Origin of the sequence: Aliiglaciecola lipolytica, assembly GCF_018860635.1 — a bacterium.
Lineage (GTDB): Bacteria > Pseudomonadota > Gammaproteobacteria > Enterobacterales > Alteromonadaceae > Aliiglaciecola > Aliiglaciecola lipolytica_A.
The window spans coordinates 264,086-286,465 of the sequence record NZ_JAHKPT010000035.1; the positions used below are offsets into that span (position 1 = coordinate 264,086).

The following is a 22,380-nucleotide window of genomic DNA, read 5'->3' on the forward strand; positions in this document are numbered from 1 at the left end:
AAATTTCAGATTATTTGGATCTAATTTGCTTTGCCTAGCGTAGATGTTAGTGATGAATAATTAGGAACAGCAAATTGGCTTCTGAAACCTTTACTTCTCCATTGTTTCCATTGTCTGCACATATATTGCCAGGTGGCGTAATGTCATTACGTATTTTTGAACCCAGATATATTCGAATGGTAAAAGAGGCTTGTGCTGAACAATCTGGCTTCGTTATTAGTATGCTCAATTCAATGGGTGACAAAACATCAAACCAACATATGTATCCAATTGGGACTTATGTCACAGTTGAAGACTTTGATTTATTGGAAGATGGCTTGCTGGGTATCACTGTCAAGGGCCATTCTTGTGTATGTATAGAATCAGTTGAGACGGCAAAGGACGATCTCAGAATCGGACAGTGCCGCTGGCAAGAAAACTGGACATCTTCGGCAGTTGAAACTCGAAATATCGATGTAGATTTAAAATTAAAAGAAATTTTCGATAAATACCCAGAAGTTCAAGCGCTTTACCCTAACCCCAAATTCGACGATCCGGTTTGGGTGGTTTATCGCTGGTTAGAACTTCTCCCTGTCGATGCAGATCAGAAACAAACCTTTTTACAGCAGAAAGATTGTCTAGCAGCCTTGGAATTTTTATCACAACTGGTAAAGTGATCCTTATCTATTTGAATGCGTATAAATTGAAATAATTTGATTTCAGGAAAGTACGCATGCTGGTCGGAATTCCATTGCAGTCGAAAAATGCAAATATACCCACACCTAAAGAATGTGCTAAAGAAATGTCTGAGCACTTGGTTACAGTGGCTGAAATGCGCTGTAAGCGTTCGTTCGCTGAAGTATTTAATTACTTCGCACCTAGGCTTAGATCTTATTGCTTGAAACAAACAGGAAACGAAGCGCTGGCGATGGAGTTAGTGCAAGACACTATGTCTAATGTTTGGCAAAAAGCGCATTTATTCAATGCTGAAAAAGGTTCCCCTTCGACATGGATTTTTACTATAGCTAGAAATCTACGATTTGACATGTTGCGCAAACAACAAAACCGCAAGGAAGACATCTGTTCAGACGACTTGTGGCCAGTGTTGTGCGAGCATACAGCGGATGTCAACGAGGTTTCGCTGGAACAGCAAATGACCATGCAACAAATAAATACCATGTTCGAATCTCTTCCAGAAAAGCAGAAAGTGGTTATTGAAGCCATTTATATTGAGGGCAAATCTCAACAAGAGGTTGCTTCACAGCTAGATATTCCTTTGGGGACTGTGAAGTCTCGTACAAGGTTGGCGTTACAACGATTGAAAGAGTTGATTAAAGACGATGATTAATTTCCACCCAACTCAGCAGCAGTTGAGCGATTTTGCTCAAGGCTTAAGTGCTCCAGCGTTGTCGCTGGTGATTTCCGCCCATGCTGACATGTGCCCACAATGTAAAAGGCAAATTTCTCAGTTAGAAAGTGCATCTGCGAAAATACTTGTTGAGCAACCTATTGACAGAATGGCTGAACAACCCACTGATTTTGCATCTATGTTAGCTGAAATTACCTGTTTACCCGCTGCTGAGGGGCCGAGCAATATCTCTCAATCCCATCAGATAGAATTAGATGGTCGCAAATTTACTGTCCCCAGAGCTTTGAAACGCTATGTTGAAAAGACCGGTAATTGGTCACATCTATTGGGAAACCTTTGGCAAGCTCCCGTTGATTTAGGTCCCATAGGTAAAGCTAATTTTATTTTTATGCAAAAACAGGGGCGGGTGCCGGAACACACTCACAGAGGAACAGAACTGACCTTGGTGATTGATGGTGAGTTTAGTGACGGTATTTCACATTATGATACGGGTGACTTTATTCTGATGAATAGCGAAAATACTCACGCGCCATATTCTGAAGCCAGTGAAGGCTGTTTGGTGTTTACCATTGTTGATGCGCCCTTGCACTTCACATCTGGTATCGCACGTTTGCTTAATCCCTTTAGTCACTTGTTTTTCTAGGTATAATCCTAACAATCCATATAAAAAAACGCGCTGGCAATTATTGTCAGCGCGTTTTTTAATGATTTAAATTAATTAGTACGTTAGATTTATCTATTAGCTAACGTAGCGACTGTCTGGATAATTCAGTCTCAAGGTTTTTAACGCATTATTTTTTAATTCTTCAAGTTCCAGTTGGTCATAACATTCAACCATTATCTCTAATGCATTTTGAATTTCACTAGAATCAGGGAAGTATTCAAGCACGTATCTGCCACGATTTGCAGCAGCAACATAAGCTTCTCTGCGCATATAAAAACGTGCAACGGCGATTTCATACTTGGCTAAACGATTTTTAATAAACACCATGCGCTTTTTAGCATCAGCAGCGTATTTACTATCGGGAAATTTATTAATTAAACGGCGAAAATCAGAAAATGCTTCTCGTGAACGGCTCGGGTCTCGATCTGAGCGATCAATGCCAACCAGTTCTTGGAAAAGGTTTTTATCAGCATCTAAATTAGTTAAACCACGCATATATAGTGCATAATCCACATCTGAGTGATTAGGATTGAGTCGCACAAATCTATCAATAGTGGCAATAGCTTCATCTGTTTTACCTACTTTATAATAAGAGTAAATCAGATCTAATTGCACTTGGTGTGAATGTGGTCCAAAAGGGAAACGAGAATCAAGTGTACTTAATATTTCCGTCGCAACGTTGAAATTACCTTGCGACATACTTTCTTTTGCTTGATCATACAGCGCACTTTCGCTTCTGTTCCCAATTAAAATATCTTCATCATCAGGTGAAGAAGAACAGCCATACATAGTGGCAACAGAAAGCAGAATGATTAGTTTGTAGAATGAATTTTTAAATGTCATGTTACTCTTATTCTATACAGGGATTTAGCAGGCGTTAAAAAATCCGCTAAACTTTGTTTTCAGTAATCCATCGATCCGAGGCATTCTACCCTAGGGATCCATGGGATGCACGTTTTGTTATAAATCACCTAATCGTGATATCTGGCGTTTGCATTTGTACCCGCATAATGTGAATTATATCGCCAGTTGCGGGAAATTATATTTTTATAGATCTTTAAGGACACAATTTTACATGCCCAGCGATCCTCAAGCGATAAAACTCTCTACAGATGTACCAGAAACATTAATTGGTAAACGGTTAGATCAAGCTTTAGCCGAATTGTTCCCTGATTATTCACGATCTCGCTTAAAAGAATGGATTTTAGCCGGAAGTGTCAGTCTAAATGGGACTGTGTGCGATAAACCAAGAGAAAAAGTATTTGGTGGTGAGCAAGTATCCATAGACGCCACGTTGCAGGTGCAAGAAAATCATGTGGCGCAAGATATCGAATTAAATATAGTGTATGAAGACGAACATATATTAGTGATTAACAAACCAACGGATCTTGTTGTTCATCCTGGAGCAGGAAATGCGGACGGCACCATTTTAAACGCTCTGCTTAGCCACGCGCCTGAGGTCGCTAGTGTACCAAGAGCTGGTATTGTTCATCGCCTCGACAAAGATACAACAGGCCTTATGGTCGTTGCTAAAACAGTTCCTGCCCAGACTCATTTGGTTGAACAACTTCAAGCTCGCGAAATTAGTCGAGAATATGAAGCTGTGGTCTATGGCACTATGGTCGCTGGTGGTATTGTTGATGCTCCGATTGGGCGACATCCGACTAAACGTACCAGTATGGCTGTCCGTGAAACCGGTAAACCAGCGGTCACTCATTATCGTATTAAACAGAAATATCGCGCCCATACGCACCTAAGACTAAAATTAGAAACCGGCCGTACCCACCAAATTCGCGTCCATATGTCCCATTTGCGATATCCGTTAGTTGGAGATGTGTTATATGGCGGCAGACCACGTTTACCTAAAGCCTGTTCTGAAGATATGATTAACATGTTAAGAGGATTTAAACGCCAAGCATTGCACGCTATTCAATTGGAACTATCTCATCCTACTACAGGTGAGTGGATGAGTTGGCAGGCCCCTTTACCAGATGACATGGTGGAACTACTATCTGTTCTCAAAGAAGATACCAAGGAACATGGATTTGCCGATGACTGAAGCTGTGTTATCAAGCCCAATTCGGACGCCTCATTGGACTTTGCCTGAAGGTGTTAAGGCTTTTTATACCACACGTAAAATGGGAGTTAGCCAGCCCCCATACGAGAGTAATAATTTGGCAATGCATGTTGGCGATAATCCAGCTGATGTGCAGTTTAATCGAGATGCATTGCCATGTGCAGACTCGGTGGCTTGGTTAACGCAAGTACACGGAATTCGATGTATTCGTATTACAAAAGATTATTTTTTACCTCTAGAAGTTGCCAAAGCCGACGCCAGTTTTACCACTGAAAGAAAAAGTGTATGCGCTGTGATGACTGCTGATTGTATGCCAATTCTTGTGGCGAATACTGCCGGCACTTGTGTGGCGGCCATTCACGCTGGCTGGCGCGGTTTAGCCAATGGTATTATTGAAAACACAATTGCTGCGATGAATTGTGAGCCTGGTGCTTTGACGGTTTGGGTCGGCCCGCATATTTCGCAACGACATTTCCAAGTATCTGAGGATTTGAGGAAAGTATTTGCTCAGTATCCTGAAGCATTTGTTAAAGATACGGAAAAGGGAAAATACTTGTGTAGTTTAGCCCAAATAGCCCGTGAAAAGTGTCATTCAATAGGTGTGGGTAGTTTTGTAGAAAGTGGTATATGTACTTATGTTCATCATGGCGACTTCTACTCTCATCGGTATGCCCAACATCACGGCCAAGCTCAGACAGGTCGATTTGTATGCGGTATTTATTTACAGTAATTGTAATTTGAGTTGCTATAAATTCAGTAGCTTTTTTTTCCTAAATCCAACTTTAGGTCTTATTCCAAATTAAAATCGCAATTCTCTCGCGTATATCGACAATTTACTGATCTAGATCAATCATTAATCATTCCTTACCTTGAATTGGTTACTAAAAGTACCCATTAAGTTGGTAAATCAATTTTGAGGAAATTTTATGCGATTAGATAGATTTACCAGTAAATTTCAGATGGCAATCTCTGACGCACAATCGATTGCATTGGGCCGAGACCACCAATATATCGACCCTGTCCATTTAATGACAGCTTTGCTTAATCAGCAAGGTGGTTCAATTCGCTCGTTGTTTGATAGCGTAGGAGCTAACGTTAATGGTTTACGCTCATCCCTAGCAGAGGCAATTGATAGATTGCCCAGAGTAGAAGGGATTGGCGGCGATGTGCAATTGAGCAAAGACTCCATTGTACTGTTGAACCTGAGCGATAAAATCGCCCAGAAACGTAAAGACGAATACATTAGTTCTGAAGTGTTTGTGTTAGCTGCATTAGAAGATAAAGGCAAACTAGGCGATATTCTTCGTCAGCTAGGCATTACCCAATCACAAATCGAGAAAGGCATTGAAACCATGCGGGGCGGTCAAAAAGTGACCGATCCGAATGCCGAAGATGTACGTCAAGCGTTGGAAAAATACACTACAGATCTTACTGAACGAGCAGAGCAGGGCAAACTGGATCCAGTGATAGGTAGAGATGACGAGATACGCCGTACTATCCAAGTTTTACAACGACGTACCAAAAACAACCCTGTATTAATCGGTGAGCCTGGCGTGGGTAAAACCGCTATCGTAGAAGGTTTAGCACAGCGGATTATTAATTCTGAAGTGCCTGAAGGATTGAAAAATAAGCGTGTGCTATCTCTGGATATGGGCGCACTTATCGCAGGAGCAAAATTTAGAGGTGAATTTGAAGAGCGCTTAAAAGCAGTGCTAAATGAACTGTCTAAAGAAGAAGGTCGGGTGATCTTATTCATCGACGAGTTGCACACTATGGTCGGCGCGGGTAAAGGCGAAGGCGCGATGGACGCTGGTAATATGCTCAAACCTGCTTTGGCGCGAGGGGAATTACACTGCGTTGGCGCAACGACATTAGATGAGTATCGTCAATACATTGAAAAAGACGCTGCTTTAGAGCGACGTTTCCAAAAAGTCATTGTCGATCAACCTAGTGTTGAGGACACCATTGCGATCTTACGTGGGCTCAAAGAACGTTATGAATTGCACCATTCTGTTGATATTACTGATCCGGCAATTGTCGCAGCAGCGTCGTTATCGCATCGCTATATTTCGGATCGACAGTTACCAGATAAAGCGATTGATTTGATTGATGAAGCTGCCTCCAGTATCCGTATGCAGATGGATTCTAAACCAGAGGACATGGATCGTTTAGAACGTAGAATAATTCAATTAAAGCTAGAAGAGCAGGCGCTATCTAAAGAAAAAGATGATGCCAGTCATAAACGCCTAGAACTAATTGAATTGGAGCGTGAACAATTAGAAAACAAATTTTCTGAGTTTGAAGCCATTTGGAATGCTGAAAAAAGTGCGATGCAAGGTACACAGCACATTAAATCTGAACTTGAGCAAGCTAAATTAGATATGGAAATAGCGCGTCGGGCTTCTGATCTTAATCGCATGTCAGAGTTACAATACGGACGCATACCTGAACTTGAATTGAAATTAGAACAAGCGTCAGAAGCGGAGCAAACAGAAACTCAGTTGTTAAAAAATAAAGTGACTGAAAACGAAATCGCGGATGTGTTATCGCGCTGGACAGGCATTCCCGTCAACAAAATGCTTGAAGGGGAAAAAGACAAGCTGTTGCGCATGGAAGAAGCCTTGCAAAGTCGAGTGATTGGTCAAACAGAAGCGGTGAACGCAGTGAGTAACGCTATACGACGTTCTCGCGCCGGATTGTCTGATCCCAGTCGACCTATTGGTTCATTTTTGTTCTTAGGCCCTACCGGTGTAGGTAAAACAGAGCTATGTAAAGCCCTTGCTAACTTTATGTTTGATACTGAGCAAGCAATGGTGCGTATCGATATGTCAGAATTTATGGAAAAACACTCGGTTTCCCGTTTAGTGGGTGCGCCTCCAGGGTATGTCGGTTATGAAGAAGGTGGATACTTGACCGAAGCGGTAAGAAGAAAACCTTACTCAGTCATATTGTTGGATGAAGTTGAAAAAGCGCATCCAGATGTGTTCAACATTTTATTGCAAGTACTGGATGATGGTCGTCTAACCGATGGTCAAGGTCGAACTGTTGATTTTAAAAATACGGTCATAATCATGACCTCGAATATTGGTTCTGATGTAATTCAAGACAAACATCAAGAGAGTCAGTATTCCGAAATGAAAAATATGGTAATGCAGATCGTTGAGCAACAATTTAGACCTGAATTCATAAACCGTATTGATGATGTAGTGGTGTTTCATCCACTTGGTTTGGAACAAATCAAAGCTATCGCTAAGATACAGTTACAGTCTTTACGTCAGCGTCTACTTGAAAAAGGCTTTGAACTTGATTTGTCGCCAGCAGCTCTGGAAAAAATCGCTGAGGCTGGTTTTGATCCTGTATACGGAGCAAGACCGCTTAAACGAGCAATTCAGATGGAGATTGAAAATCCGCTAGCACAACGGTTGCTAGCAGGAGAGATTCAGGCTGAAAGTACTATTCGAATCGATATGGATGGTGATTCATTGAAGATTAGTTAAACCGAGAATTTGGGTACAGCATTGTTGTTGCTATACCCATTGTAAGGCCGTTTATTAAAACGCCGATTACTATTTGTAGTCGGCGTTTTTTATTTACTTCAAACGATGATTTTAGAGTTTTTCTAACAACGCTTTAGCTTGCTTCTTTTCGATGAAATCCTGATCAGAAGATAGGGCTCTTTGCAAAGAAGCTTTAGCTTCACCCGTTCTTCCTAGCTTTTGCAAAGTGAAGGCTAAGTGATATTGATTAGAAGGCGAATTAGAATTCATTGCAAAAGATTTACGCAATATCGTTAGTCCTTCTTCATGTTTGCCTTGTAATGTTTTGATCCATCCTTGGGTATCATAAATTGCCGCATTTTCTGCTCCAAGGGCTAGTGCTTCTTCGATATATTGGTTCGCTTTAGTCAAATCTTTATTAACATAAATGTTAGCTAAGTTATTGAACATATAAGCTTTGTTCGGTAAATCTTGAATTTTTACTAATTTCTCATAATGCTTCGAAGCTTCTTCAAAACGATTCTGATTAAGCAAAAAGTCCGCAAACATACTACGATGGAAATGTGCTTCGGGATTTTGTTGTAAAAACTCAGTAGTAAAATGCTCAAACTTGTCACTGTTAATGCCTCTGGAAGCTAACTGGTATAATTTAAACATTGCAGTGCGGTTTAAATTATTGACCTCTAGGGCAAGTAAATAGTGTTCAAATGCCGCATCCAAGTTGTCGCTAGCCACATTCACATCTCCAGCCAAGATCAACAATCTTGAATCATTAGGATGGGTCTGTAACCATTTACTGACCATATCATTAGCTTTATTCAAGTCGTTGCTGGCTAAATGTAGGCGAATGTACTCAGTGGCAAGAAACAAATTATCAGGATGTATTGCGGAAGCGTCAGCTATGCTCTGTTTCGCATCATCAAAAAGCCCCGCTTTAAACTGAAGTTTACTTAACTCAACCAAACCTACAGCATCATCTTTAACCAAATAATGAATCTTTTTAATTTCTCGCGCCGCTCGGTCAATTTGCTTCAACGCAATATATAACTCCACTCGACGCATTTGATAAACGGCCATATCAGGTTCAGTTTTAATTGCGACGTTTAATTGCCTAATTGCTTTTTCAAGCTCACCTTGTTGAGTATAAATAGTGGCCAGCAATTCTAGAGCGGTTAAATTATTAATGTCTTTCTGTAATACCCGCTCTAAATTCTTCTCTGCCTCATCGCTCATGTTTGCATTAAATTGGCAGCGAGCTAACAGGGTTAAAATCCGCACATTGTCGGGTTGAATAGTGTTGAGCTTTTCGACAATCTGCAGTGCTGTCTGATGTTCACCACGGGAGCTTAATAGGTTGGCTTTGTTAAATTGTGCAGAGAAATGTTCAGGGTTAATGGCAAGTGCTTGGTCTAAATATTGTTCAGCTACTGCTGGGTTACCTAGGCGAATTTGAATGCCAGCTTTTAAATTCAAAAAGTCGATATTTTCAGGAACCGCTTGTAGCAGTTTATCGGCAATTTCATCCGCTTCGTTTAGCCTACCCATATCCATTAATAATTCACTGCGCAGAATAACAAAACGAAGATTTGTTTGCGCATATTCGGATTGGTCTAATCTGGTTAAAGCATCTTCGAGTTTGCCTCTCGACTTTAGGGTTTTAATTTCCAATAATTCAACATTTGGATTTTCTGGATACTGGCGTTTTAATTTCCCAGATATTTCCACCGCTTTAAATGCTTTATCGTTAGCTAAATATAATTCGGCAAGTAACAGAGCATTATCTAGCTTCTCCATGAGTTTACTTTCATGACGCTGCATAACTTCTAAAGCAAGTTTAGGATCATTCAGTTTTAAATGAGTTTGCGCCAGCAGTGCGATAGCTTCGATGTTATCTGGCACGAAATTAAGATATTGAATGAAAAATGTTTTGGCTTGCAAATAGTTCTGTAAGGCAAAAGCGGATAAAGCACTGACGTAAAACAAAGATGGATCATCTTGCAAACTTTCTTCACTAAGTCCTGCTAGTTGAGAGCTTAATTTTTCTAATTCTTTTGCAGCATCGTCACTTAATTGATTTTTCGCTAATAACCAAGCTTTCAATAACATTCCAGTCGGATCGCCGGGGGTCTGCTGCAAAATTTCGTCCAATAACTGCTTGGCTGAATCTATATCTTGGTTTTGCAGATAAGCACTTACTAACGAACGTTTTATAATAGGATCATCAACGTCAAGTGCGTAACTCTGTTTATAGTAAGTTATGGCTTCTGGCATATCTTTTTGGAAAAGATACAAATCTCCTTTGATACGCAATGTTTGAGCGTTGGTGGGTTCTAGCGCAAGTGATAATTCTATGTAAGACAGAGCTTTGTCAAACTGCTCATCTCGTATTTCAAGTGACGCAAGCGCATTGAGTGTGCGTATATTGGCTGGATCATTCTTTAATGCTAATTCATAACCTTTGCGTGCAGCGTCGATATTTTTAAGGTTTAAGTGGGCGGTGGCGACAATAATTTGCCAATCGTTTCGGCTCTTAGGAGTGAGGTTATTGAATTGACTATCAATGATTTTTTCGTTTTGCTTGGTATAAAGCCAAACCTTACCGAGGGTATCTACTATTAAACTGGGATCTGCTCCCATGGCTAATGCTTCTTCGAGTACTTCCTCTGATTCATACATATAACCACTGATTAACAGTACTTTACCCATGAGTATTTTAGCGGGTAGGCTATCTTCGTTTTGTTGTAAGCTGTTTTTCAAATGGATATAAGCAGTTTCAAAATCTTTATCTTCAAATGAAGCCAGAGCTTTTTCGTAAAATTCACTGCTGGTTTGTGCGATAACCTGGCTACTTACTAAAAGAAAAGCAGCTAAGGACATTTTTCTGGCCAGTTTCACCACGTATGATCTCTCTATAATTATGTAACTATGAATTGCTATCATTTTGCATTACAAGATACCGCAAAGCGCACATACTTTATACTGTTAGCGGATAAATTACTGCGCACTGCTGCGTTGATAATGTCAGATTTTAGACATAAAAAAAGACGGCGAACCGTCTTTTTGTCACAATATATTTGTCTAGACTGACATTTTACGTCTGAATATTGCTGCCACACCCGCTAAAAATAACGCAAATGTTGCTGGTTCAGGGACTTGTGTTTGACCTTCACCTTTGCGGGTTGTGATGTTTTTCAGTTTAATCGCATCATAGTAACTGTCTTCCGCATTGCCAGAAAAAACAGAGTTATACACACCCACTAACCAATATTTTGATTCAAAACCTGGGGCAATGGTTGCCGTGTTTGTGCCAATGTTGAACTTGTCGGTTTGATATCCCCAACCTTCAGATAACAAATCACTCCACTTGGTATCCGAAGAAAATGGAGTAGTACCGAGATCTTTCGTACCAGTGTAACCAACGATACTGACATCTGAATCATTACTATACCAACCGGCTTGAACGCTGGTTAACTCTACAGCAGTATCAAATTCAAATAACACCATGTCATAGTCACGCCATCCGTCGTTACTGCCTTTGTTATCTATCGCGTGATGCGGAGAAGAGTCACCTTCATCGTTATTCACTGCACCTAGACCTGAACTGTAACGTTTTAACTGGGCGCTCTCAATGTACGGGTCTCTGTCATAAGAGACATTGCTAGAATTACATTCTGGACCAGAGAGACAGTCGTCGTTGCCGCTTGATGACCAAGCACTTACCGTCATACCAATAGTGCCAGAAGTATAGCTGAGTGAATTAGAACCCCAACTTCCACCAGAACTGAAATTCCAATTCTGAGTTTCATACGTGGTCGTGCTTGCTGAAGCAAAACCTGTGACCGCTAATGCGAAAAATCCCGCTAAAACTTTATTAACCATAACTAATATTCCTACATCTTCCAACCTAAAGGCCGAGACCTTCACTGGAATGAGTTAAGCAAAAAACAAACCAACTATTGTAAGTGTATTGTAAACAACAGCTTAAGTGCTTTTTCGGTAATATTTCCCCAGGTCAATTTGTCTCCCTGTAAAAATAATGGACAGTAAAAAATTTACCTGTTTCCAGATGGCGACATGGTAAGATTTTATCGTTCTAATCTTTCTTAAAGCCAGTATACCGCGAGATTAAAGGGAGTTATGTATGACTTTCGTAGCATAGGTATTTTGAGATATAAGCGTTTACTTATAAAGGAAATGCTCAAATAGGAAACATTTTTCAAAAAGAAACAGTATATTTGCGCAAAGAAGCGTTAAAATTAGTCCGTGCAAGGGTGTGTATGATTTTGAGCTAATTCAGGATTATGCTATCTTGTGCGCTCATTTTGAAGGGGGAATAATGTCGGATTCTAAACGTAAAGGTATTTATTTGTTACCGAACTTGCTGACAACGGCTGGTCTGTTTTCGGGTTTTTATGCTGTAGTCGCATCGATGAACGGTCGATTTGAAGCCGCGGCAGTGGCGATTTTTGTGGCCATGATTTTTGACGGCCTAGATGGTCGAGTTGCGCGCATGACAAATACCCAAAGCGAATTTGGTGCTGAATACGATTCTATGGCCGATATGGTGTCTTTCGGAATGGCGCCGGCTCTTGTTGCTTATAATTGGGGTTTAACCGATTTAGGTAAAGTTGGCTGGTTGGCTGCCTTTATTTATGTGGCGGGTGCTGCATTAAGACTGGCAAGGTTTAACACCCAATTAGGTGTGGCGGATAAACGTTTTTTCCAAGGCTTAGCAAGTCCCGCTGCGGCTGCATTAGTTGCCGGAATGGTCTGGGTTGGCGTTGAATACGACGTCGATGGCAAAGATTTCGGTCTAGTAGTTGCTGTGTTAACGGGCTTAGCTGGATTATTAATGGTAAGTAACTTCAAATATAACTCGTTTAAAGAAGTTGACTGGCACGGCAAGGTACCTTTTGTTGGACTTTTAATTGTGATGTTAATTTTCATCATTGTTGCCACGGCGCCTTCTTTAGTGTTGTTTATAGTGTTTGCCCTCTATGCGTTAGCAGGACCTATAAATACGTTTCGAAGTGTTGATAAAGTGCGCCTTGAAGATGTAGTTGGGGATCGTGAAGAGTCTGATTGTGATTTCGACGATACACCCAAAAAATCGACTGAAGACGATAAATAATCGAGCAACTAAGTGTCAAAAAATTTAACGATCTCAATAGGCTTATTTTGTTACGCAATAATAAATTACTGAATCATATAATAAAAATAAGTTGGTTCAGTAATTGCTTTACTTAATTGCTGAGGTCGCACTGTTTAGTTTGTGACCGAAATATAACAATAAAAATGAACGAAATCGTTTAAAACAATAATAAGGTTCACTAGTATGAAGTATTTGAAAAAAGTTTTGCTCGCAACAGGTCTTATTGCCACTACACTGGGAATGTCTCTTTCAGCTAACGCTGGCGCAATTATTCAACAAGATATCTATGCAGATGTTCAGTTTTCTGATTTTAATCCATTCAATATTGATTTAGGTCCTCAGGTTATAGGTTCTGTTACTTACAATACTGAAGACGCGGATGCAGTAGGTTTCTTAAGCACTGTAGACCTTGATTTGTCTATCGGTGACTTAGCTTTAACCATGGCTGATGGTGAGTCAGCGGATTTTGGCCTTCCAATTTTAGCGGGTATTAATCCATTTGATCCAAATGCTGGGTTAGAATTTTTATTTGAAACATTCGCTTTATTTGGTGCTATGCCAGACTACGTATTAACGTTAGATGTTGGCAATTTCGATGGTTTCGTTTATGTTGATGAATATTTGTACGATGCAAGTGGCAATATTGACGGGCCTTATCTTGACGCCCTTGGTATTGCAACACTTGGCGACGTAACCTATGTTCCAGAGCCTTCGGCTTTAGTGCTTATGTTAGCTGGCCTAGGTTTATTAGTGCGCAGAAAAATTGCTGCTAAGTAAGCTAAACTAATTTTTCAAAAAACCTGGCAGTTTTGCCGGGTTTTTTTATGTTTGTTGTTCCAAACTCACTACGAAACGCGGCTATCTAACACTCACATCTAGCTCAACTAAAACGCTTATTACGTGCTATTTCAATTACCCCCCACCCAATTTCCTTAGCAACCGTGTCCTATTGGCTTAGTTGATTATTCTAAGTTGGGAAAACGTCAATTATCAGTCGATATTTTTGGCGCGTTTGTTGCAAAACCTATGATTATATTCACAACCGTCAAAAAATTGTTTATGGAACTTGCAGGTTACCTTAATCGGGTAGATAAAAATCAGGTCAAGAGCTTTATGAATGGGATCGGCGCTCCAATCGTAGTGCTAGCCATAATGGGCATGGTTATTCTGCCGATGCCGGCATTTCTGCTGGATATTCTTTTTAGCTTCAATATCGCCTTATCACTTATGGTGATTTTGGTATCTGTGTTTACTAATAAGCCTGTTGATTTTGGTATTTTTCCTTTAGTACTGTTAGTTGCCACTGTATTACGCCTTGCCTTAAATGTTGCTTCCACGCGAATTGTCTTGTTGGAAGGGCATGAAGGTGGAGATTCTGCTGGTAAAGTAATACAGGCATTTGGTGAAGTGGTTATTGGTGGTAATTACGCTGTGGGTATAGTGGTGTTTGCTATCCTACTGATTATCAATTTTAAAGTGGTAACTGCTGGTGCAGGACGTATTTCAGAAGTAAGTGCTCGTTTTACCTTGGACGCGATGCCCGGTAAACAGATGGCGATAGATGCCGATTTGAACGCCGGTTATATTGATCAAGATGAAGCCAGAAAAAGACGTTCGGAAATTACCAGTGAAGCCGATTTTTACGGCTCAATGGACGGTGCTTCTAAATTTGTTAAAGGTGACGCCGTTGCTGGTTTGTTCATTATGCTTATCAACATTGTTGGTGGTTTATTCATTGGTATTATTCAACATGACTTAGCCTTTGGCGAAGCCATTGAAATATATACTATTTTAACCATTGGTGATGGTTTAGTTGCGCAAATACCTTCGTTATTACTTTCCGTGGCTACGGCGATTATTGTTACCCGCGAAAATGACTCTCAAGAAATGGGTCAGGAAATGAGACGCCAACTAGGTAACCAAAAAGCGCTTTATGTTACCTCCGCGATTTTATTCGTGATGGGTATAGTGCCAGGTATGCCACACATAGCATTTCTTGGTTTTAGTGCATTTGTAGCGGCAGTTGCTTACTACAATTTCTGGAACGCCAAGAAGCAGGCTGCTGAACCGCAAGTATTGGAAAATACGCCGGAACAAAGCCAGCCGCAAGAGATTAAAGAGCTTGGTTGGGATGATGTGCAGCATGTCGACACCATAGGTTTAGAAGTGGGTTATCGCTTAATTCCTTTAGTTGATAAAACTCAAGGTGGTGAGCTTCTCACCCGGATTAAAGGCGTTCGTAAAAAATTGTCTCAAGAGTTGGGATTTTTAATTCCACCTGTGCATATCCGTGACAACTTAGATTTAAACCCCAATAGCTATACCATTTCTATGCTAGGAGTTACGGTTGGGGATGCCGAGATTAGTCATGACGATGAATTAGCGATTAATCCAGGGCAGGTTTTCGGAAAACTAGAGGGCAAGGCAACACGAGACCCAGCCTTTGGTTTAGAAGCCGTTTGGATCCGCCCTCAACAACGTGAACACGCACAAACTTTAGGGTACACAGTAGTAGATGCGGCAACAGTGGTTGCTACACACCTTAGCCAGTTACTAACTAATAATGCGTATCAGCTACTTGGACATGAAGAGGTTCAACAACTCCTCGATATGTTAGCTAAAAACAGTCCTAAGTTGGTTGAAGGTTTGGTACCGGAAGTCTTGCCGTTAAGTACAGTGGTAAAAGTATTGCAAACCTTGCTATATGAAGGCGTTCCTATTCGAGATATGCGCAGTATTGTGCAAACGTTATGTGAATATGGTCCTAAAACTCAAGATCCTGATGTGTTGGTATCTGCCGTTAGAATATCGTTAAAACGTTTAATCGTGCAGGAGATTAATAACAACGAACAAGAGTTGCCGGTTATTACCCTAGCACCTGACTTGGAACAAATGCTCCATCAATCTTTACAAGCTGGTGGAGAAGACGGCGCTGGTATTGAACCTGGCTTAGCTGAAAAATTACAAAACTCGTTGTCTGAAGCTTCGCAACAAAGAGAATTAGAAGGTGAGCCAGCCGTATTATTAACATCAGGCATGCTCAGACCTGTGTTATCAAAATTCTTCAAACATTCAGTGATGGGCTTGCACGTTTTATCTTATCAAGAAATTCCAAGTGACAAACAAATTCGAATTGTAAGTGCTGTGGGTCAATAAAATGGCGCAGACTAATTTATATAAACTAGACCAGATGCTTCTTTGGGGGGCAATGTGAAAATTAGACGTTTTATCGGAAAAGACATGCGCGATGCGCTTAACCAAGTAAAAAAAGAACTTGGCGGTGATGCGGTCATTATGTCCAACAAGAAGACTTCGGAAGGAATCGAAATTGTTGCTGCGTACGATCAAGCAAAACCTGAAGCTGTTACGGAACCTAATCAACGAATTAAGCATTCTGGTATTAATAAACAGCCAACTGCAACTGCAACTGCAACTGCAACTGCGCATCCTGGGCGACAAGCTACTACAGCAAACTTTAATCAACCACAAAGCCTGCGAGCAGCACAACAAAAAGTGCCGAGTCTGAGTGAAATTATTGGCGACTCGGGGCCAGATAGCCTGCGTGAGTTACTCGAAAAACAAGCCGCAGCAGCCGTGCCAACGTCACAAAATGAAGCTAATAGTCATGAGGTAAAAACGGCACAGGCTGAAGACGTTTCGAATTCTGCCATTAGTGAAATAAAAAATGAGTTAAATTCGCTGCGCAATGTACTTCAATTTCAAGTTTCTGGTTTGCTAAAACAACAACGTCAAAGTGCTCATCCTATGCACGGGTATTTAACCTCAAGACTGATTGAAATGGGCATTAGTAGTCACATTGCCGATGACATAGTCTCTTATACTCCCGAAAACGCAGATGAAAGGCAGGCTTGGTTATTTTTACTTAAACTATTGTCTAATCGTATCCAAACCACTGGCAATGCTATTCTGGCCGACAAAGGTGTTGTTGCATTAGTTGGTCCCACAGGGACAGGAAAAACCACAACCATAGCCAAATTGGCGGCCAGAGCAGCGCAAAAGTATGGCGCTGACCAAATCGCGATGGTAACAATTGATTCCTATCGTATAGCGGCGTTTGAACAATTGGCGACTTATGGAAAAATTATTGGCTGTAACGTAAAAAAAGCGCAAAATGCGGAAGAATTGTCAGATATACTCTTCCAACTGCGTAACAAGCGATTGGTTTTAATAGATACTGCAGGTTTTGGTCAAAGAGATTCTCGACTAATCAAGCAGTTAGATACCTTAAATCAGCATTCATGTGCTAATATCAAGAAGTATGTTGTGATTCAAGCCAATGCACAATACAAAGTGCTGCAGCATACTTTGAGTGCATTTAGCAATATTGATTTGCAGGGATGTATTTTAACCAAGCTCGATGAGAGTTATAGTCTCGGAGAAGCGTTAAGTGTGGCAATTGAACATGAGTTAGCCGTTAGTTATTTGACGGATGGACAACGAGTCCCTGAAGATATTAAAGTTGCAGACGCAAAGTTTTTAATCTCTGCAGCGGCTAAGCTTTATAAAAAATATGGTTTGATTCATACTGCTAAGCCAGAACTAAACAAATCGGCATTAGCAATATGATTGACGACCAAGCGAGTAGCTTAAGACGAATGAATCAATCTCGATTAATCAAAGTGATTGCGGTAACCGGTGGTAAAGGTGGGGTCGGTAAAACGAACATTACCTTAAACACGGCTATCTCGATGGCTAAAATGGGCAAGCGCGTCATGGTGTTAGATGCCGACTTAGGGTTGGCAAACGTCGACGTCATGTTAGGCTTGCGAGTAGAAAAAAACTTATCCCATGTTTTATCTGGTGAATGTACGCTGGATGAAGTTTTAGTTGTGGGCCCTCATGGGGTATTGATTGCACCGGCAACCTCCGGAACACAATCAATGACCGAACTCAGCCCCACTGAACATGCAGGACTAATTCGCGCGTTTAGTGAGTTGCGTACCAATATAGATGTGCTTATTGTAGACACGGCCGCGGGCATATCAGATATGGTGCTCAGTTTTTCCAGAGCATCACAAGATATAATGATGGTTGTTTGTGATGAACCCACCTCTTTAACTGATGCATACGCGTTGATCAAACTACTGAACAGAGAACACGGCGTGTTTCGCTTTAAGATCGTTGCCAACATGGTACGTAACATGCGCGAAGGACAAGAGTTATTTGCAAAGTTATCTAAAGTGACTAACCGTTTCTTAGATGTTGCTTTAGAACTAGTAGCAACGGTTCCTTACGATGAGAATATTCGTAAGTCAGTTCGAAAACAAAAAGCAATTGTAGATGCATTTCCAGGATCGCCAGCTTCTATCGCTATTAAAGGCCTTGCAGAAAAAGCAATGCATTGGCCAATTCCCAACCAACCTGGTGGACACTTAGAGTTTTTCTTAGAACAACTTGTCGCCGAAAAAGTGGTAGGTGGACAAAGGTGATTAGAAAGGCAGCAGCTTATCAACAACAAGCCGATTTGGCTCAACTTGTAGAAAGACATGCTTCCTTGGTTAAGCGAATTGCCCATCATTTATTAGCCAGATTACCTGCCAGTGTATTAGTGGATGATCTAATTCAATCTGGAATGATTGGATTGCTCGAGGCCGCAAAAAACTTCGATGGCTCAAAAGGCGCAAGTTTCGAAACTTTTGCAGGTATCCGTATCCGCGGAGCCATGCTTGATGAAATCCGCAAAGGCGACTGGACACCCAGATCTGTGCATAAAAATGGCAGAGCAATTACCCAAGCAATTAATCAAGTAGAACGTGAAACGGGCAGAGATGCTAGAGATATAGATATCGCGGAAAAGTTAGAAGTAAGCCTACCCGAATACCATCAGATGTTGAATGAAGTCAACGCTGGAAAAATTATCGGTATTGAAGATTTAGGTATTACCGAAGATGTGATTACCACTGAGCAAAATAAAGGTAGTGACACGCCTTTTCAGGATTTACTACAAGGTTCATTTCAAAAAGCATTAGCACATGCTATTACTACTTTGCCGGAACGAGAAGCAATCGTACTGTCATTGTATTATGATGAGGAGTTGAATCTCAGAGAAATTGGCGAGGTACTCGAAGTTAGCGAGTCCAGAGTCAGCCAAATTCACAGCCAAGCAATGTTAAAATTGAAAAGCAAAATGCAATCTTGGCGAGTTAACGAAGAATAATAAAACACCATTTGATTTAATCCTCATTGGAGGCAGTTTTGGATAAAAATATGAAAATCCTCGTTGTTGATGACTTTTCAACGATGAGACGCATCATCAAAAATTTACTTAAAGACTTAGGTTACACAAGCGTTCAAGAAGCCGATGATGGCAGCACTGCGTTACCTATGTTGCAACAAGGTGATTTTGATTTTGTAGTAACAGACTGGAATATGCCAGGCATGCAAGGAATTGACTTGCTTAGAGCCATTCGTGCAGATGATAGTTTAAAGCATTTACCAGTTTTAATGGTAACGGCTGAAGCGAAAAAAGAACAAATTGTGGCGGCAGCTCAGGCTGGAGTGAACGGTTATGTTGTTAAGCCTTTTACGGCGGCTACGCTTAAAGAGAAGCTAGACAAGATTTTTGAGAGACTGGGTTAAGATTTAACCTGTGTTGAAAATTAGGAGTGTCTAAATGACCGGCTCTAATAAAGCTCCAATGTCTCTTGATGACGCTAAAAAATTAGTTGAATTGCTGGAAAGCGGAGATAACCAAGCTGCTAGCGAATTGCTCGAAGAAGCCTCTTTAACCAATTCTGTTGAATTATTTGCAGAGGTGGGCAAATTAACCCGCCAGCTCCATGACTCTCTGAATAGTTTTCAACTTGATGATCGCATTTCGAATTTAGCCAATGAAGAAATACCTGATGCGCAAAGTCGCCTGAACTATGTTATAGAAACGACCGAAAAAGCGGCTAACACAACGATGGATGCCGTGGAAGCAAGTATGCCTATTGCTGAAAAGCTGCATACAGGTATTAATAATTTGCTCCCCGAGTGGAAAAAGTTGATGACTAGGCAGTTACAACTTGGCGAATTTAAATCTCTTTGCTCGGACTTAGATGGATTATTAGAACAGTCATCTAAAGACACCGAACAATTAACTGCATTCTTAACAGATATATTGATGGCACAGGGGTATCAAGATATCACTGGCCAAGTTATTCGCAGAGTTATCGAATTGGTGAAAGAAGTTGAAGACAGTTTAGTGCATATGTTGACTGTTTTTGGTGCTTCTGAAACAAGTTCGTTAATTTCAAAAGCAGATGAAAATGCTCATAAATCTAAAGCTGAGTCCGATACAGTGAAAGCTGAAGGTCCAATCATTGATGCTGAAATACGCGATGATGTGGTGTCCAATCAGGACGATGTAGATGATTTATTATCTAGCTTAGGGTTTTAAGAGGAACTTATTCATGTCTTTTGAAGTTGACGAGGATATTCTACAAGACTTTCTAGTTGAGGCAGGTGAATTATTAGAGCAACTGCAAGAGCAGCTTGTTGATCTTGAAAACAATCCAGAAGATTCTGATTTGCTGAATGCGATATTCCGCGGTTACCACACAGTTAAAGGTGGCGCTGGATTCTTATCACTTACAGAATTAGTCGATATTTGCCATGGTGCTGAGAATGTCTTCGATACCATGCGTAATGGACAACGCACTCTGACGCCAGAGTTAATGGATGTTATTTTACAAGCCACAGATGTGGTTGTGCAGATGTTCGAAGATGTCAAAAAACGCGTGCCACTTGAAGCTGCCGCCCCTGAACTCTTAGAAACGTTACATCGATTGAGTAAACCAGAATCAAAAGATGAGTCAAGTGTAGAACCCCCAGCGGCCTTTGAAGCGCCTCAAGAGATAGTCGAGACCGACTCTAGTGCAGAGTCGAACGACGACATGGAAGACATCACTGAAGACGAATTTGAAGCTCTATTGGATGAACTGCATGGTACAGCTAAGTCAATGCCTGCAGAAGTTACTCCCCCCGCCGACTTAATCACTGGTGCCAGTGATGAAGATATTACTGACGATGAATTTGAAGCCTTACTTGATCAACTTCACGGTGAAGGTGGCTTCTCAAACGATAAATTTGAAGCAGTCCAGCCAGCTCCAGAGCCGACGCCAGAACCAGTGAGTGCCGCACCAGAAGAGACCTCTGATTCTGAAGATATTACAGATGATGAGTTTGAAGCATTGTTAGATCAATTGCATGGTGAAGGGAAAGGACCTGCTGTAAAAGCGCAAGCTTCAGCGCCAACACCTACACCAGCGCCGACGCCGACGCCGACGCCAACAGCAGCGCCTTCACCTACACCAGCGCCAAAACCGTCATCAATACAGCCACCACCTCCAGCAGCCAAAGCAGAAGTGGCTGTAAAACCAGCAAATTCGCCAGCAGCTGCCAAGGCTGTCGTCAAAAAAGATGACAAAAAACCAGTTGCCAGTGCCCAGGGTGAAACAACAGTAAGAGTCGATACCAAGCGCCTAGATCAGATCATGAATATGGTTGGTGAACTGGTATTGGTTAGGAACAGACTGTTAAGTTTAGGTGTCAATATCAATGATGAAAGCATGACCAAAGCGATTGCGAATCTTGATGTTGTGACAGGTGACTTGCAAGGCGCGGTGATGAAAACGCGCATGCAACCTATTAAGAAAGTCTTTGGTCGCTTTCCCAGAGTAGTGCGAGATCTGGCACGTAGTCTCAAAAAAGAAATTTCTTTGGTCCTTGAGGGTGAAGAAACAGATTTAGATAAGAATTTAGTCGAAGCTTTGGCAGATCCCTTGGTTCATTTGGTTCGAAACTCAGTCGATCATGGAATCGAAATGCCAGATGAACGCTTGGCTGCAGGTAAACCGTCACTAGGCACTGTAAAGCTCGCTGCGTCTCAGGAAGGGGATCACATACTGCTTACCATTGAAGATGATGGTAAAGGCATGGATCCCGATAAGTTAAAAGATATTGCCATAAGTCGAGGTGTGTTAGACGCTGACGCGGCGGCTCGAATGTCGGATGAAGAAGCATTCAATCTCATTTTTGCTCCAGGATTTTCCACTAAAACAGAGATATCTGATATTTCTGGACGTGGTGTTGGCATGGATGTGGTGAAAACCAAGATTAACCAGCTTAATGGCACGGTTAATATCAATTCCGAATTGGGTAAAGGCACACGCTTAGAAATCAAAGTACCACTGACGTTAGCTATCCTGCCGACATTAATGATTATTGTTGGAGAGCAAACGTTTGCACTACCTTTAGGTGCGGTAAACGAAATTATTAATATGGACTTGAGCAAAACCAATACGGTTGATAGTCAATTGACTATGATTGTTCGTTCTAAAGCCATTCCGCTTTTTTATCTTCGAGACTGGTTGCGAAAAGAACCTGGAACGGTGGATAAAAATCAAGGACATGTGGTCGTCGTGCAAATAGGCACCCAGCAAGTCGGCTTTGTTGTTGATGGCTTAATAGGGCAAGAAGAAGTGGTTATTAAGCCCCTAGATGCGCTTCTACAAGGTACCCCTGGCATGGCTGGCGCTACAATTACAAGTGATGGCGGGATTGCCTTAATTCTTGATATTCCAAGCTTATTAAAGCGATACGCTAAAAAGAAATAATAACCAAATTCATAAGAGGACG

Annotated in this window: 18 protein-coding genes; 15 read left to right on the forward strand and 3 right to left on the reverse strand. The window is 41.2% G+C overall.

All coding sequences use genetic code 11. From position 1 onward, the window contains the following. Positions 1-74 precede the first annotated feature (74 nt). Genes KO530_RS19095 through KO530_RS19105 form a run of 3 tightly spaced genes read left to right on the forward strand, consistent with a single transcriptional unit; the run spans position 75 to position 1,991 of the window. Positions 75-656 carry an LON peptidase substrate-binding domain-containing protein gene (locus KO530_RS19095; protein ID WP_216050055.1) on the forward strand — a complete coding sequence of 194 codons (582 nt, stop codon included), beginning with the start codon at positions 75-77 and terminating at the stop codon, positions 654-656. A 56-nt stretch (positions 657-712) separates the two neighbouring features. Beyond that, positions 713-1,327 (forward strand): sigma-70 family RNA polymerase sigma factor, encoded by a 615-nt coding sequence (locus KO530_RS19100; RefSeq protein ID WP_216050056.1) that lies wholly within the window; start codon positions 713-715, stop codon positions 1,325-1,327. Next, on the forward strand, positions 1,320-1,991 hold the full coding sequence (locus KO530_RS19105; protein WP_216050057.1) for a ChrR family anti-sigma-E factor: 672 nt from the start codon (positions 1,320-1,322) through the stop codon (positions 1,989-1,991). The genes KO530_RS19100 and KO530_RS19105 overlap by 8 nt, the downstream gene beginning before the upstream one ends. Before the next feature lie 96 nt (positions 1,992-2,087). On the opposite strand, the gene KO530_RS19110 is transcribed toward KO530_RS19105, so the two are convergent. Then, positions 2,088-2,855, reverse strand: coding sequence for an outer membrane protein assembly factor BamD (locus tag KO530_RS19110; protein WP_216050058.1), 768 nt, complete (start codon positions 2,853-2,855; stop codon positions 2,088-2,090). A 232-nt stretch (positions 2,856-3,087) separates the two neighbouring features. On the opposite strand from KO530_RS19110, the gene rluD reads away from it, so the two are divergent. The 3 genes from rluD to clpB all read left to right on the forward strand — a co-directional run bounded on the left by rluD (position 3,088) and on the right by clpB (position 7,586). Next, on the forward strand, positions 3,088-4,071 hold the full coding sequence (gene rluD, locus KO530_RS19115) for a 23S rRNA pseudouridine(1911/1915/1917) synthase RluD (protein ID WP_216050059.1): 984 nt from the start codon (positions 3,088-3,090) through the stop codon (positions 4,069-4,071). Further along, on the forward strand, positions 4,064-4,819 hold the full coding sequence (gene pgeF / locus KO530_RS19120; RefSeq protein WP_216050060.1) for a peptidoglycan editing factor PgeF: 756 nt from the start codon (positions 4,064-4,066) through the stop codon (positions 4,817-4,819). Before rluD ends, pgeF begins: the two co-directional genes overlap by 8 nt. A 196-nt stretch (positions 4,820-5,015) precedes the next feature. Continuing rightward, the gene (gene clpB / locus KO530_RS19125) at positions 5,016-7,586 is read left to right on the forward strand and encodes an ATP-dependent chaperone ClpB (protein WP_216050061.1); all 2,571 of its coding nucleotides are present in this window, start codon (positions 5,016-5,018) and stop codon (positions 7,584-7,586) included. Between the two features lie 111 nt (positions 7,587-7,697). Here the strand turns inward: clpB and prsT are convergent, their stop codons facing one another. After that, positions 7,698-10,463 (reverse strand): XrtA/PEP-CTERM system TPR-repeat protein PrsT, encoded by a 2,766-nt coding sequence (gene prsT / locus KO530_RS19130; protein WP_216050062.1) that lies wholly within the window; start codon positions 10,461-10,463, stop codon positions 7,698-7,700. 201 nt (positions 10,464-10,664) lie between these two features. After that, on the reverse strand, positions 10,665-11,465 hold the full coding sequence (gene xdp1, locus KO530_RS19135) for an exosortase-dependent surface protein XDP1 (protein WP_216050063.1): 801 nt from the start codon (positions 11,463-11,465) through the stop codon (positions 10,665-10,667). 457 nt (positions 11,466-11,922) lie between these two features. Between xdp1 and pssA the strand changes: the two genes are divergently transcribed. The 9 genes from pssA (at position 11,923) to KO530_RS19180 (ending at position 22,358) form a co-directional block, all read left to right on the forward strand. After that, positions 11,923-12,717 (forward strand): CDP-diacylglycerol--serine O-phosphatidyltransferase, encoded by a 795-nt coding sequence (gene pssA / locus KO530_RS19140; RefSeq protein WP_216050064.1) that lies wholly within the window; start codon positions 11,923-11,925, stop codon positions 12,715-12,717. A gap of 204 nt (positions 12,718-12,921) precedes the next feature. After that, complete coding sequence (locus tag KO530_RS19145; RefSeq protein WP_216050065.1) at positions 12,922-13,515, forward strand: PEP-CTERM sorting domain-containing protein; 594 nt, start codon at positions 12,922-12,924, stop codon at positions 13,513-13,515. Between the two features lie 282 nt (positions 13,516-13,797). Further along, the gene (gene flhA, locus KO530_RS19150) at positions 13,798-15,894 is read left to right on the forward strand and encodes a flagellar biosynthesis protein FlhA (RefSeq protein WP_216050421.1); all 2,097 of its coding nucleotides are present in this window, start codon (positions 13,798-13,800) and stop codon (positions 15,892-15,894) included. 54 nt (positions 15,895-15,948) lie between these two features. After that, positions 15,949-17,325, forward strand: coding sequence for a flagellar biosynthesis protein FlhF (gene flhF, locus KO530_RS19155; protein WP_216050066.1), 1,377 nt, complete (start codon positions 15,949-15,951; stop codon positions 17,323-17,325). Further along, complete coding sequence (locus tag KO530_RS19160) at positions 17,322-18,188, forward strand: MinD/ParA family protein (protein WP_216050067.1); 867 nt, start codon at positions 17,322-17,324, stop codon at positions 18,186-18,188. The genes flhF and KO530_RS19160 overlap by 4 nt, the downstream gene beginning before the upstream one ends. Next, the gene (locus KO530_RS19165) at positions 18,185-18,916 is read left to right on the forward strand and encodes an RNA polymerase sigma factor FliA (RefSeq protein ID WP_216050068.1); all 732 of its coding nucleotides are present in this window, start codon (positions 18,185-18,187) and stop codon (positions 18,914-18,916) included. Before KO530_RS19160 ends, KO530_RS19165 begins: the two co-directional genes overlap by 4 nt. A 38-nt stretch (positions 18,917-18,954) precedes the next feature. Further along, a complete protein-coding gene (gene cheY / locus KO530_RS19170; protein ID WP_216050069.1) occupies positions 18,955-19,338 on the forward strand; it encodes a chemotaxis response regulator CheY in 384 nt (127 codons plus the stop codon). A gap of 34 nt (positions 19,339-19,372) precedes the next feature. Beyond that, on the forward strand, positions 19,373-20,140 hold the full coding sequence (locus tag KO530_RS19175; protein ID WP_216050070.1) for a protein phosphatase CheZ: 768 nt from the start codon (positions 19,373-19,375) through the stop codon (positions 20,138-20,140). Positions 20,141-20,153: 13 nt separating this feature from the next. Beyond that, positions 20,154-22,358 carry a chemotaxis protein CheA gene (locus KO530_RS19180; RefSeq protein ID WP_216050071.1) on the forward strand — a complete coding sequence of 735 codons (2,205 nt, stop codon included), beginning with the start codon at positions 20,154-20,156 and terminating at the stop codon, positions 22,356-22,358. The last annotated feature ends 22 nt before the right edge of the window (positions 22,359-22,380 follow it).

Coding starts and splice junctions, on each gene's coding strand:
- KO530_RS19100 (WP_216050056.1), top strand. CDS start 713: ATGCTGGTCGGAATTCCATTGCAGTCGAAAAATGCAAATATACCCACA.
- KO530_RS19105 (WP_216050057.1), top strand. CDS start 1,320: ATGATTAATTTCCACCCAACTCAGCAGCAGTTGAGCGATTTTGCTCAA.
- KO530_RS19110 (WP_216050058.1), bottom strand. CDS start 2,855: ATGACATTTAAAAATTCATTCTACAAACTAATCATTCTGCTTTCTGTT.
- rluD (WP_216050059.1), top strand. CDS start 3,088: ATGCCCAGCGATCCTCAAGCGATAAAACTCTCTACAGATGTACCAGAA.
- pgeF (WP_216050060.1), top strand. CDS start 4,064: ATGACTGAAGCTGTGTTATCAAGCCCAATTCGGACGCCTCATTGGACT.
- clpB (WP_216050061.1), top strand. CDS start 5,016: ATGCGATTAGATAGATTTACCAGTAAATTTCAGATGGCAATCTCTGAC.
- prsT (WP_216050062.1), bottom strand. CDS start 10,463: ATGTCCTTAGCTGCTTTTCTTTTAGTAAGTAGCCAGGTTATCGCACAA.
- xdp1 (WP_216050063.1), bottom strand. CDS start 11,465: ATGGTTAATAAAGTTTTAGCGGGATTTTTCGCATTAGCGGTCACAGGT.
- pssA (WP_216050064.1), top strand. CDS start 11,923: ATGTCGGATTCTAAACGTAAAGGTATTTATTTGTTACCGAACTTGCTG.
- KO530_RS19145 (WP_216050065.1), top strand. CDS start 12,922: ATGAAGTATTTGAAAAAAGTTTTGCTCGCAACAGGTCTTATTGCCACT.
- flhA (WP_216050421.1), top strand. CDS start 13,798: ATGGAACTTGCAGGTTACCTTAATCGGGTAGATAAAAATCAGGTCAAG.
- KO530_RS19160 (WP_216050067.1), top strand. CDS start 17,322: ATGATTGACGACCAAGCGAGTAGCTTAAGACGAATGAATCAATCTCGA.
- KO530_RS19175 (WP_216050070.1), top strand. CDS start 19,373: ATGACCGGCTCTAATAAAGCTCCAATGTCTCTTGATGACGCTAAAAAA.
- KO530_RS19180 (WP_216050071.1), top strand. CDS start 20,154: ATGTCTTTTGAAGTTGACGAGGATATTCTACAAGACTTTCTAGTTGAG.